General features: G+C 39.8%; 14 protein-coding genes and 5 tRNA genes. All 19 read right to left on the bottom strand.

Annotation, left to right across the window (positions count from 1 at the left end; translation table 11 throughout):
- Positions 1 to 15: 15 nt before the first annotated feature.
- Positions 16 to 89, bottom strand: a tRNA-Gly gene (locus tag IRY55_RS07395).
- A gap of 6 nt (positions 90 to 95) precedes the next feature.
- A tRNA-Leu gene (locus IRY55_RS07390) sits at positions 96 to 182 on the bottom strand.
- A gap of 79 nt (positions 183 to 261) precedes the next feature.
- Positions 262 to 334: transfer RNA gene (locus IRY55_RS07385), tRNA-Lys, on the bottom strand.
- Between the two features lies 1 nt (position 335).
- Positions 336 to 410, bottom strand: a tRNA-Gln gene (locus IRY55_RS07380).
- 28 nt (positions 411 to 438) lie between these two features.
- Positions 439 to 513, bottom strand: a tRNA-Glu gene (locus IRY55_RS07375).
- Positions 514 to 788: 275 nt separating this feature from the next.
- A complete protein-coding gene (locus IRY55_RS07370; RefSeq protein WP_194562655.1) occupies positions 789 to 1,250 on the bottom strand; it encodes a SprT family protein in 462 nt (153 codons plus the stop codon).
- A 3-nt stretch (positions 1,251 to 1,253) separates the two neighbouring features.
- The gene (locus IRY55_RS07365) at positions 1,254 to 3,404 is read right to left on the bottom strand and encodes a Tex family protein (protein ID WP_194562654.1); all 2,151 of its coding nucleotides are present in this window, start codon (positions 3,402 to 3,404) and stop codon (positions 1,254 to 1,256) included.
- 146 nt (positions 3,405 to 3,550) lie between these two features.
- Positions 3,551 to 4,144, bottom strand: a complete 594-nt coding sequence (locus IRY55_RS07360) for a SpoIIE family protein phosphatase (protein ID WP_235961079.1) — start codon at positions 4,142 to 4,144, stop codon at positions 3,551 to 3,553.
- Entirely contained in the window at positions 4,129 to 4,935 is an 807-nt protein-coding gene (gene sigB / locus IRY55_RS07355; protein ID WP_194562653.1) for an RNA polymerase sigma factor SigB, read from the bottom strand. Before sigB ends, IRY55_RS07360 begins: the two co-directional genes overlap by 16 nt.
- A complete protein-coding gene (rsbW, locus tag IRY55_RS07350; protein ID WP_408015146.1) occupies positions 4,910 to 5,383 on the bottom strand; it encodes an anti-sigma B factor RsbW in 474 nt (157 codons plus the stop codon). The genes sigB and rsbW overlap by 26 nt, the downstream gene beginning before the upstream one ends.
- Before the next feature lie 2 nt (positions 5,384 to 5,385).
- The gene (locus tag IRY55_RS07345) at positions 5,386 to 5,712 is read right to left on the bottom strand and encodes an STAS domain-containing protein (RefSeq protein WP_194562651.1); all 327 of its coding nucleotides are present in this window, start codon (positions 5,710 to 5,712) and stop codon (positions 5,386 to 5,388) included.
- Between the two features lie 77 nt (positions 5,713 to 5,789).
- Positions 5,790 to 6,788 (bottom strand): PP2C family protein-serine/threonine phosphatase, encoded by a 999-nt coding sequence (locus IRY55_RS07340; RefSeq protein WP_194562650.1) that lies wholly within the window; start codon positions 6,786 to 6,788, stop codon positions 5,790 to 5,792.
- 13 nt (positions 6,789 to 6,801) lie between these two features.
- Complete coding sequence (locus tag IRY55_RS07335) at positions 6,802 to 7,203, bottom strand: anti-sigma regulatory factor (RefSeq protein ID WP_194562649.1); 402 nt, start codon at positions 7,201 to 7,203, stop codon at positions 6,802 to 6,804.
- Positions 7,204 to 7,205: 2 nt separating this feature from the next.
- Positions 7,206 to 7,568: an STAS domain-containing protein gene (locus tag IRY55_RS07330; RefSeq protein WP_194562648.1), complete on the bottom strand. Its 363-nt coding sequence runs from the start codon at positions 7,566 to 7,568 to the stop codon at positions 7,206 to 7,208.
- A gap of 2 nt (positions 7,569 to 7,570) precedes the next feature.
- The gene (locus IRY55_RS07325) at positions 7,571 to 8,395 is read right to left on the bottom strand and encodes an STAS domain-containing protein (RefSeq protein WP_194562647.1); all 825 of its coding nucleotides are present in this window, start codon (positions 8,393 to 8,395) and stop codon (positions 7,571 to 7,573) included.
- A 196-nt stretch (positions 8,396 to 8,591) separates the two neighbouring features.
- The gene (locus IRY55_RS07320) at positions 8,592 to 8,942 is read right to left on the bottom strand and encodes a type II toxin-antitoxin system PemK/MazF family toxin (RefSeq protein ID WP_194562646.1); all 351 of its coding nucleotides are present in this window, start codon (positions 8,940 to 8,942) and stop codon (positions 8,592 to 8,594) included.
- 4 nt (positions 8,943 to 8,946) lie between these two features.
- A complete protein-coding gene (locus tag IRY55_RS07315; RefSeq protein WP_194562645.1) occupies positions 8,947 to 9,237 on the bottom strand; it encodes a transcriptional regulator in 291 nt (96 codons plus the stop codon).
- A 102-nt stretch (positions 9,238 to 9,339) separates the two neighbouring features.
- The gene (gene alr, locus IRY55_RS07310; protein ID WP_194562644.1) at positions 9,340 to 10,449 is read right to left on the bottom strand and encodes an alanine racemase; all 1,110 of its coding nucleotides are present in this window, start codon (positions 10,447 to 10,449) and stop codon (positions 9,340 to 9,342) included.
- The gene (gene acpS / locus IRY55_RS07305; protein WP_194562643.1) at positions 10,446 to 10,811 is read right to left on the bottom strand and encodes a holo-ACP synthase; all 366 of its coding nucleotides are present in this window, start codon (positions 10,809 to 10,811) and stop codon (positions 10,446 to 10,448) included. Before acpS ends, alr begins: the two co-directional genes overlap by 4 nt.
- Positions 10,812 to 10,817 lie beyond the last annotated feature (6 nt).

Genomic DNA, 10,817 nt, shown 5'->3' with positions numbered 1-10,817 from the left:
CGCTCTAAAATAAAATGGAGCGGGCGAAGGGAATCGAACCCTCATCATCAGCTTGGAAGGCTGAGGTTTTGCCACTAAACTACGCCCGCAGTTTTTGGTGCGGTAAAGAGGACTTGAACCTCCACGGGGTTAACCCCCACTAGGCCCTCAACCTAGCGCGTCTGCCATTCCGCCACTACCGCAAATATTCGTTTCTTAAGGACAAGTTATATCTTATAATACTTTTTTGACATTGTCAACACTTTCTTCAAAAGAAAATGATGAGCCATACAGGATTCGAACCTGTGACCCTCTGATTAAAAGTCAGATGCTCTACCGACTGAGCTAATGGCTCGTGGCTGGGGTAGCTGGATTCGAACCAACGAATGACGGAGTCAAAGTCCGTTGCCTTACCGCTTGGCTATACCCCAACGGGACTTCATAGTCATATTATATAAATGGTGACCCCTACGGGACTCGAACCCGTGTTACCGCCGTGAAAGGGCGGTGTCTTAACCGCTTGACCAAGGGGCCATTTTTAAATATCGTGATTCGACACGTTTACTATCTTAACACTTTACCTTTCATGTTGTCAACAACTTTTTTAAAGTTTGTTTTCTTCTTGAAAGGCATGTCTTTTTGACACGTTTATTATCTTAACGAATATAAAGTGTTTTGACAAGCCTTTTTTGAAAATACTTTTTTAAAAAATTTCTCTTCCTATTTATATATAAAATAAAAAGATACACCCTTACGATACGCATTTTAGTATTTCTGTTATTTATCGCGTCGTTGGATGTATCTTATTTTTATTTTTCAAAGATTGCTTTTAATCGAATTTCATTGCCACATAAGCTACAACGATACTTTTTTGGATTCATTTTTCTTTTTCTGATATACAAGTGACGACATTCTACACACTCATATTGATACATTTTATTCGATTTTCTTTTTGATTGGAGAGGTTGGCAATATCTCGGCGCATTTGTCTGAAGAAGCAATTTTTTAAAGTCTTGATCACGATGGCGATATCCTTTACCTTCTAAATGCAAATGATAATGACAAAGTTCGTGCTTAATAACACCGGTTAATTCTTCCATTCCATATTTGTAATAAACGAGTGGATTCATTTCTATATTTCCTGTTTGTAGTAGATAGCGGCCACCTGTTGTCCTTAAACGTTCGTTAAAATAAGCTTCATGGCGAAATGGCTTTCCAAAAACCTCTGTCGATATGTTCTCCACAAGAATTTGAAGTTGTTGATTGTTCATAAGTTATTTCTGCTTCGGTTGAACCATCGTCAAGCCGATGCGCCCTTTCTTTTTGTCCACTGATTCCACCCATACGGTTACGATGTCACCGGAAGCCACGACATCTAACGGATGTTTGACAAAGCGATTCGCCAATTTCGAAATATGAACGAGCCCGTCTTCTGTCACACCAATATCTACAAAGGCCCCGAAGTCTACAACATTTCGGACCGTTCCTTGCAATTCCATTCCTTCATGCAAATCGGCAATCGCTAATACATCAGACTTCAAAATTGGTTGGGGGAAGTCTTCGCGTGGATCACGATTTGGGCGCTTTAAAATTTGAATAATGTCTTTCAATGTTTCCTCTCCGATTGCTAAATCTTCTTTCATTCGAGTAACATCGATTTCATCTAATAACGAAACCGTTGCCGCTTCTCCCAATTGTTCCTTCGTAATATTTAATTTTTTAAGTAATGCTTCTGTTTCTTTATAGCTTTCTGGGTGAATCCCTGTTGCATCGAATAACTCTGGACCATCGTAAATGCGCAAAAATCCAATTGCTTGTTCATATGTTTTAGCGCCTAATCTCGGTACTTTCTTTAAATCAGTACGCTTCTTGTATGGACCGTTTTCCTCTCGATAATTCACGATATTATCAGCCACTGTTTTAGATAGTCCTGCTACATGTCTTAATAAAGATGACGATGCAGTATTGACATTGACCCCTACGGTATTAACAGCCATTTCGACGACGAATGCGAGAGAAGCTTCTAATTCTTTTTTCGATACGTCATGTTGATATTGTCCTACCCCTATTGAAGAAGGTTCAATTTTCACGAGTTCAGATAATGGATCTTGTAAACGGCGTGCAATGGAAATAGCACTTCGCTGTTCCACTTGTAATTTCGGGAATTCGTGACGCGCTTCTTCCGATGCTGAATAAACGCTCGCTCCCGCTTCATTCACAATAACGTAAGACGCTTCAAATATACCATCGCGTAAAGCATTGGCTACAAATTGTTCCGTTTCTCTCGAAGCTGTTCCGTTACCGATTGCAATTGTTCGCGCATCGTAACGTTCAATTAACTGTTTTAATATTTTTAATGAATCCTCCACTTTCGGTTTCGGTGGATGTGGATAAATGACATCAATGGCTAGCACTTTTCCATATTCATCAATGACTGCTAATTTACAGCCTGTACGGAAAGCTGGGTCAATACTTAAAACAGTGCGCCCTTTTAAAGGGGGCTGGAGCAATAAACTTTTTAAGTTTTCACCAAAGACACGAATCGCTTGCGCTTCCGCCACTTCTGTTAAGTCTGCACGCAATTCACGCTCTACCGATGGCAGTAATAAACGTTTTAATCCGTCTCGAACCGCTTCTTCCACTTCCATTCGATGAGCATTAGGTAAGTTTTTCGTATATAAACGAATTAATTCCGCCTCAATTGCGCTTTCTGGAAATTGAATACTCACTTTTAAAACATCTTCTTTTTCTCCACGATTTAAAGCGAGGGTCCGGTGAGGAACAATCGTATGCAACGGCTCCGCATATTCGTAATAGTTAGCGTACACAGCACGTTCATCTTCCGCGTTCTTTTTCAGTTGGGAAACAATCTTTCCTTCTTTTTTCGTATGCTTGCGTGCTGTATTACGTGATCGAAGGTCATCCATTAATTGCTCTGCTAAAATATCGCGCGCGCCTTGTAAAGCTTCTTCTCTTTCTAATGATTGCTCTGCACGTTGCTGTAATTCTTGCAAAATCTCTTCAAAAGACTCTCCTTTTAAAAGTGCATCCGCTAACGGTTGAAGTCCAAGTTCAATCGCTTGTGTTGCACGAGTACGTCTCTTTTGCTTATACGGCCTGTATAAATCCTCAACTTGTTGCAATGTCATCGCGGATTGAATTGCGCGCTCTAATTCAGGTGTAAGTTTATCTTGTTCTTGAATGAGTCGCACGACTTCTTCTTGTCTCGTCATGAGTGACTTTACATACGTGTAACTATCTTCAATCGTTTTAATTTGTACTTCATCGAGTGATCCAGTCGCTTCTTTTCGATAACGTGCGATGAAAGGTACTGTATTCCCTTCGTCTAGTAAGGCGATTACCGCCTTCGTTTGTTTTACTGGTAATTGCGCACGCTGTGCTGTACGTTCAATATATAATTCCATCCGTAATTCCTCCTTAAATGACCATTTTTGAAAAATGACCCTATCGCTAATCAAAATTACTTTCAACGATACGGTAAACGGTCCAAATGAAAAAGACAAGTACCGAAATCAGTACCTGTCTTGGGTAACCGATGATGCTTCTTTAATTATAGCAATTGCACCGCTATAAAAGTAGCATCATCCGCTGAGTCTATTTTACTTTCAATTTGTTTAGCTAAGTCGTAGGCTGTTGGGCTTTGCTGCAAACATGCTTTCGGACTTTTCGCTAAAACGCCATCTGAATGCATATAAAATGTATCCCCACTTTCGTAAGGATAGGTTTGACAATTCATTTTAATTTTTCGACCTGACAAATATCCCATTACAGGCAGAGGATAAATCATCTGTTCATGATTATGCAACATGTACATTCTAATATTTCCAACTCCGCAATATGTCAATTGCTTCGTTTGAAAATCAACTCGGATGATTCCAACTGCTGCACCGCGTTTTGCAACCATTCGGCGGTTGCTTTCTAACAACCAAAATTCAATGGATTCATCAGGATTGTTCCGAACGATTTCTTCGACAATACGAGAAGATTCATTCGCTTCTGGTCCATTTCCTAAACCATCCGCAATAACAAAAATCGCATACTCCTCTGTAAAGTGAGTATAAGCAACATCTCCGCTAATACGATTTCCTACTTTTATTCGATTCATCGTGTAACACTCTAAATGTTCGTCTATGTGTCGTTCCAATCACTAGCACCGCCTGATGATAATATCGCTTCTTGTAATTTTTTAATCGCTTTTCTTTGCAGGCGTGACACATGCATTTGTGAAATGCCGAGACGCTCTCCCGCTTCTTTTTGACTCATTTGTTCAATGTACGTATATTGAATGATACTTCGTTCTCTCTCTGTTAAGACAGAAAGGGCTTCTGCAACGAGCAAACGTTGATCTGTTTTCTCGTATCCGTCATCTGCTTTACCGACTAAATCAAATAAAGTCATTGTACCACCTTCAGCATCAGCATCCGATTGGTAATCCATCGATAAGGCATGATAACTGCGACCCATCTCCATCGCTTCTAGCACTGATTCTTCATCTACTTCTAAATAGGCAGCAATTTCGTCAACACGAGGCGAGCGTTGCAATTCTGTCGTTAAAGTTTCCGCTGTTTTTTTTATTTTAGGTCCGAGTTCTTTAATGCGACGCGGAACATGGACATCCCATGTTTTATCGCGCAAAAATCGCTTAATTTCTCCTACGATTGTCGGCACTGCAAATGCTTCAAAACTACGTCCCACTTCTGGATCATAGCGACGAATCGCACCTAATAAGCCAAGCATCCCTACTTGGACTAAATCTTCGTGGTACGATTTGCCGTACGAATATTTTCGGGCAATCGCATGTACGAGTCGTTCATAGTTTAAAACAAGGGCTGTTTGCGCTTCGTCATCTCCATCTTCTTGAAACTTTCGAATCCACTGGAGTACCTCATCTTTTGATGGCTTTGGCTCTTTACGAGAAGGCTGTTTGTTTGGCATCCTCTTCGCCTCGCTCTCTTTGAAGATACTTCGTCATGAAGACAGTGACACCCTCCTCTTGGTGGATACGCACTTCATCCATTAATGTTTCGATTAAATAAAGACCGAGGCCGCCTTCGCGTAAAAATTGAGCTTCAATCTCTTCATCGTAAGGACCCGTACGTTTTTTTGCTTCTTCAAAATCAAAACTAATTCCGTGATCGGATACCATAATTTCCAGTCGATCATTGTACAGCGCACACCCGATGACAACTTCTCCAGCTTCATTTGATTCATAAGCATGCTGCACAGCATTCGTTACTGCTTCGCTCGCTGCAATTTTCAAATCTTCAATGTCATCATATGTAAAGCCGAGCCTGCTCGCAATACCAGAAATCGCAAGTCGCGCTACACCAACATATTGGGCTTTAGCAGGAACTTTCATTTCAATATAATCATATTTTCCCATCATCATTCATCATCCTTTGCTTCTTCGACATCGATAATCGCATCCAATCCTGTAATTTCGAATAGGCGGTACAATCTACGATTCAACCCTGTCACTTTCACGTGGCCATCTTGCTCTTGCAATGTTTTATAAAAACCGACAAAGACACCTAATCCTGTGCTGTCCATATATTCTACTTCTGATACATCTATTTCAGCGCGCACGCCTTTTAAATGCGCAATGCTGTGTAATTGTTCTTTTAATTTGGGAGCCGTAAAAGCATCTACTTCTCCGACAACCTTAAATTGATATACATCTCGTACTTCTTTTTGTTGTACATGTAAATCCATTTACATTCACCCCTAATTTTTTATCATCATTTTATCTATTTTCTTTAAATACCCTAATTTTTCATTTTGAAACCTCATTAACGTTTCTTCATAATCGCGACTGTGAAATCATCATGCAGACGGAAATTTTGTAGTTGTGCTAATTGTTTAAAAAGATAATCTGCCATTTGCTGAGCCGATTGATCTCTCACTTCGAAAAGCAATTGTTCAATGATGGCGCTATCTAAAAAGCCATCTTCCGTCCGAATTTCTGTGACACCATCCGTCATGATGGCGACGAAATCTCCTGAATGTAAGTGAACTTGACATTCTTCGTACTCCACTTCTCTTTTCACACCGAGTAATAAACCTTTTGCGTCCAATTGTTCGAAGCTTTTCGTTTTTGCACAGTAAAACAACGCTGGTTCATGTCCTGCAGAAGCATAAGTGAAGTGTTGGTTTTCAACATTGTACATCCCATAATACATCGAAATAAACATTGAATTGTCTACACTTTTTTCGACGATTCGATTAATAATTTTCAAAACTTCACTCGGCACAGATTCGTTTTCATCAATACTATCCATACCGAATTTAATCATCGACATACAAAGTGCTGCTGGAATGCCTTTTCCGATAACATCTGCTACCGCTACACTTAAATTTTTCCGTCCATGTTCTGCAAAATAAATGTAGTCGCCACTCATCGCTTTCGCCGCTTCGCTTACGTAGCCTATATCTAAGCCATCAACATTCGGTCTCGTCGCGTTCATTAGCTTCTCTTGAACATTCGCAGCTACTTCCATTTCCATGTGTAACTCTTCTCGTTTCTTAATTAAGCTTTGATGTTCGCGTAACGCTAACCCATAATGAATCATCATCTCGATTAAAAAATCATGCGTCGTCGCTACCTCATTTCGCAATTCTGGAAAAATGTTCATCACAGCATCTTTATGAAGGCTGACCACATCTTCAGGCGCGATTTCCTGTTCGATAAATTTACGGCTAAATTGTTGTGCGAAGTATAAGTTTTTCTCATCGAGGTTTTCTAAATATTTCTCTAACAATTCCTGGTACTGCTTTTGTAAATCCATCATCTGTTCACTTCCCTTAACGAAGCCACTTAATAGCTGTTATCGTCGTACCTACCCCTACTTCTGTTTCAATTTTGAACTCATCGACAAGCCTTTGAACTCCTGGCATACCAGCTCCTAATCCTCCTGACGTTGTGAAGCCATCTTCCATCACTTTACGAACATCTGGAATTCCAGGACCGTTGTCTGATGAAATAATCATCATCCCTTTTTTTACTCCGTCATGCAAGCGTCTAATTTCTATCTTCCCCGTTCCTGCATAAAGGTAAATATTTCGTGCTAATTCACTAATTGCGGTCGTAATTCGCGCTTGATCGACGGTACCGAAGCCGATTGACTTCGCTTCATCTCTTCCCAATTGTCGTGCCGCAACGACATCCCACTCTGTATATATTTCTACAGAAGACCGTTCATTCATAACTAGTCCTCCAATTCTTTGTGAAGTTTATCCAATCCGTTTTCTAAATCTAACGCTGTTAGCACACCTTCTAGTCTAATTCCGAGTTCGATTAATGTAATGGCCACAGCTGGTTGGATTCCAGTAATGACTACTTTCGCACCCATAAGACTCGACATTTGAATGACATCACCGATTACTTTGGCGATAAATGAATCGATAAAGTCGATGGCCGTCAAATCAATGAGCACACCGCTCGCCTCTGTTTCATGTAATTTTTCCATTAAATCTTCTTGAAATTGAAGTGCTGTGCGATCATCTAGCTCCCATTGAATCGATACGATTAAAGTATCGTACAATTTTAATATTGGGATGCGCATGTTCATCGTTATTCCACCTCCTTAATTTCCCGATTTGTTAAGCGGAGTGCTTTTTCCATCCCTTTTTGTAATGTGCTCGTCGTTAAGAAGTCTGTTAAATCAATTCCTAATGTTACAATCGTTTGAGCGATTTCAGGACGAATTCCGACAAGGAGACATTTCGAACCAACAAGACGCACTGCATCTGCTGCTTGAATAAGATGATGAGCTACCATCGTATCGACCACTGGTACTCCTGTTATATCTAATAATACAACCTCTGCACGTTGTTCTACGACACCTTCTAATAAGTTTTCCATAATTAATTTCGCACGCTCTGTATCAATTGTACCGACGAGAGGCATGACAGAAATTTTTTCAAATACGGGAATTAGAGAAGCTGATAATTCTTGTAATGCGATCTTTTGTAAATTAAAGGTGCGTTCCCATTCGAGAGAATACGATTGAATAATGCTACGTCGTAAAGGTTCAATCCAATTCAAATGCAACTCAAAAAATCGACTGTAATTCTCCCCATTGACTACTCCTTCTCTTTCTAAGTGTTTGAACACAACTTTTGAAAAGCGGTCAATTGCCGTATTAATAAATGAAATCGACCAACCGAATCGCACAATCTTCGTCGCAAACTCCATCGACTGTTCATCCGAAACATCTTCGCCTTCTTCTATATTCGATAACATTAACGCTGTGAACTCTCGACTTGTCTTTTCTACGAGATGTTCCGGCATATATTGGAAAAACTTTTCTCCCTTTTCGTTTTTCATTTCTTCTATCCAAGCATACATTACTTCTTCTTTATGCTTTTGTAAGTTCTTTATAATTTGATTATTCATCGTACTTGAACCCCTTCCAAACAATTATTCATCAATACTTCTCTTTATTGTAACGAAAATAGAGAAGAAAGACACTTATCTTTTAAAAAAATCCTTCTTTTCCCACTTTTCTCGGAAATTTGCATACTAAAAACGAGCAACGGATTCTTCATTCAATCCATTACTCGCTCTTAATCTCTCGTATTCTCTATATGTACTATATTTTAATTAAACCGAAACTAATCTCTAGTGCTTTGTCAACTTGCGCCATAACACCTGCGTCGAGATGTGTAATTTTATCAGTCAACCTCGACTTGTCGATCGTGCGAATTTGTTCGAGCAAGATGACTGAATCTCGCTCGAATTTATATGTCTTCGCATCGATTTCAACATGTGTTGGCAACTTTGCTTTTTGTATTTGCGCCGTAATGGCTGCGATGATGACGGTGGGACTAAATCGGTTTCCGATGTCATTTTGAATAATTAAGACTGGGCGCATGCCCCCTTGCTCCGAACCGATTACTGGTGACAAATCTGCAAAAAATACGTCTCCACGTTTGATTGCCAACTTTTTAACCTCCGCTTACGAGCCGTTCCATCGTATGCTGAGCTTCATACTCTACATGTAAACACTCTGTCGCAATTTTTAAATTGATTTGCGACATTTCAACATAACCTTTCATCATGATTTCTCTCAAATGTTCAATATCTTCAAGTTCAGAATGATCTGCTGAAATATATACAAAGTTTTTATGTGAAGCTTCTCGATGGTTGACTACTTGTTCTTTTTCATTCAACATTTTCGTCGGAATTTCCACAATCACTTTTCGCAAATCGTTTTTGCGGTTATCTCTTTCACGCAAGTTAAGCACCTCCAGAAAACCGTTTCAATGAGTATTCTATACCTATCCATCGTATCATCGATAAGATGGAAAGAAAAGGTCTTTCGTCGGGTGAAAAAAACATTATTGTGACAATTCTCGACTTATTCTCGCACTGAATGATGTGCATACTTCATAATTAATCGTGTTTAAACTGTTAGACCAATCATTTACACTAATTTCTTCTCCTTTGTCAATTCCGATTAATGTAACAATTTCTCCTACTGAAATGTTCTCATTTACAAGAATCATACATTGGTCCATACAAATAGTACCTATCAAAGGGAATTTCTCCCCTTTAATGAGGACGTATTGCCCTGTCAACTGCCTTCTTAAACCATCTGCATAACCGATCGGTAATGTCGCAATACGTTCTAAATGTTTCGTTTCATATCTACCACCATAACTAATTTGAGTTTGGGGCGGTAATGTTTTCACCAACGCTACTTCTGTCGTCAATGTCATCGCTTTTTTCAGTGAAACCGGAAGCATTGTCTCCACAAAAGGCGAAGGTGCTAAACCATATAAGCTGATTCCATAACGAACTCCGTCATAGACATATTCCGGAAAGCGCAAAGTTGCTGCACTATTCGACACGTGGACAATGCGCGGACGTTCTGGAAACTGGCAAAGTAACTGTTCAAATCTGTCTACTTGTTCATCTGTCCATGTGCGGTCTTCCTCATCTGCTCGTGCAAAATGAGTGAATACCCCTTCAACGTCATAGGATGTGTGCTGAAGCAAACGAAAAACTTGTTCAATTTCGGACGCTGTTCGCAAACCGATGCGGTTCATCCCTGTGTTTAATTTAATATGAAGGGTTAATGAATGCTTTGGATATTCTCGCGTAGCTTCTGACAGCCAATCGACAGAAGGCACGGTCAATGTAATTTGATGCGTTACTGCATCTGGAATTGACCGAACAGGAGATGGACCTAATACAAGTATTGGCAAATCAGTACACTTCCGCAATTTCAATGCCTCATCGATAGTCGCTACCGCGAAGTAATTTACTTCCTTCTCGGCCGCCTGAGCCACTTGTTCCATACCGTGTCCATATCCATTCGCCTTCACCACCGCAAAGAAATAGCGAATCGGACGTTTTTGATTTTCGTAATATTGCTTTATACTACGAATGTTATGCACAATAGCCGAACGACTAATCGTTATGCGAGTCGGGCGATAAGATGTCATTTACTTTCACCTTCTTGTAAAATGATTTGTGCCGCTGCAACACTCTGTGTATGAGTAATCGAAACGAAACCATTCACTAATTTTTGCTGAAAATAAAGAATCGGCTTCCCTCTATCGTTATTTAACACTTCAATCTGTTGAAAAGTACATTTTGTTCCGATTCCAGTTCCTAAAGCTTTTGCAAAAGCTTCTTTCGCGGCAAAACGTCCAGCTAAATATTCCAACTTTCGGCCTTCACTTAATTTTTGAAATTTCTCTTGCTCACGCACAGATAAAATTCGTTCTGCAAATCGAGGATTACGTTCATAAACCGTTTGAATTCGGGCTAATTCAACAAGATCTAAACCAATTCCAGAAATCATATGACC

Origin of the sequence: Savagea serpentis, from assembly GCF_015351395.1 — a bacterium.
In the GTDB taxonomy this organism is placed as follows: domain Bacteria; phylum Bacillota; class Bacilli; order Bacillales_A; family Planococcaceae; genus Savagea; species Savagea serpentis.
Note: the sequence above shows the minus strand (reverse complement) of the source record. Positions and strands in the feature narration are given on the sequence as shown.

What these genes read in the sequence shown, in the direction of transcription:
- IRY55_RS07370 (WP_194562655.1), bottom strand. Translation starts at nt 1,250, where the DNA reads ATGAACAATCAACAACTTCAAATTCTTGTGGAGAACATATCGACAGAG.
- IRY55_RS07365 (WP_194562654.1), bottom strand. Translation starts at nt 3,404, where the DNA reads ATGGAATTATATATTGAACGTACAGCACAGCGTGCGCAATTACCAGTA.
- sigB (WP_194562653.1), bottom strand. Translation starts at nt 4,935, where the DNA reads ATGCCAAACAAACAGCCTTCTCGTAAAGAGCCAAAGCCATCAAAAGAT.
- rsbW (WP_408015146.1), bottom strand. Translation starts at nt 5,383, where the DNA reads ATGGGAAAATATGATTATATTGAAATGAAAGTTCCTGCTAAAGCCCAA.
- IRY55_RS07345 (WP_194562651.1), bottom strand. Translation starts at nt 5,712, where the DNA reads ATGGATTTACATGTACAACAAAAAGAAGTACGAGATGTATATCAATTT.
- IRY55_RS07340 (WP_194562650.1), bottom strand. Translation starts at nt 6,788, where the DNA reads ATGATGGATTTACAAAAGCAGTACCAGGAATTGTTAGAGAAATATTTA.
- IRY55_RS07335 (WP_194562649.1), bottom strand. Translation starts at nt 7,203, where the DNA reads ATGAATGAACGGTCTTCTGTAGAAATATATACAGAGTGGGATGTCGTT.
- IRY55_RS07330 (WP_194562648.1), bottom strand. Translation starts at nt 7,568, where the DNA reads ATGAACATGCGCATCCCAATATTAAAATTGTACGATACTTTAATCGTA.
- IRY55_RS07325 (WP_194562647.1), bottom strand. Translation starts at nt 8,395, where the DNA reads ATGAATAATCAAATTATAAAGAACTTACAAAAGCATAAAGAAGAAGTA.
- alr (WP_194562644.1), bottom strand. Translation starts at nt 10,449, where the DNA reads ATGACATCTTATCGCCCGACTCGCATAACGATTAGTCGTTCGGCTATT.
- acpS (WP_194562643.1), bottom strand. Translation starts at nt 10,811, where the DNA reads ATGATTTCTGGAATTGGTTTAGATCTTGTTGAATTAGCCCGAATTCAA.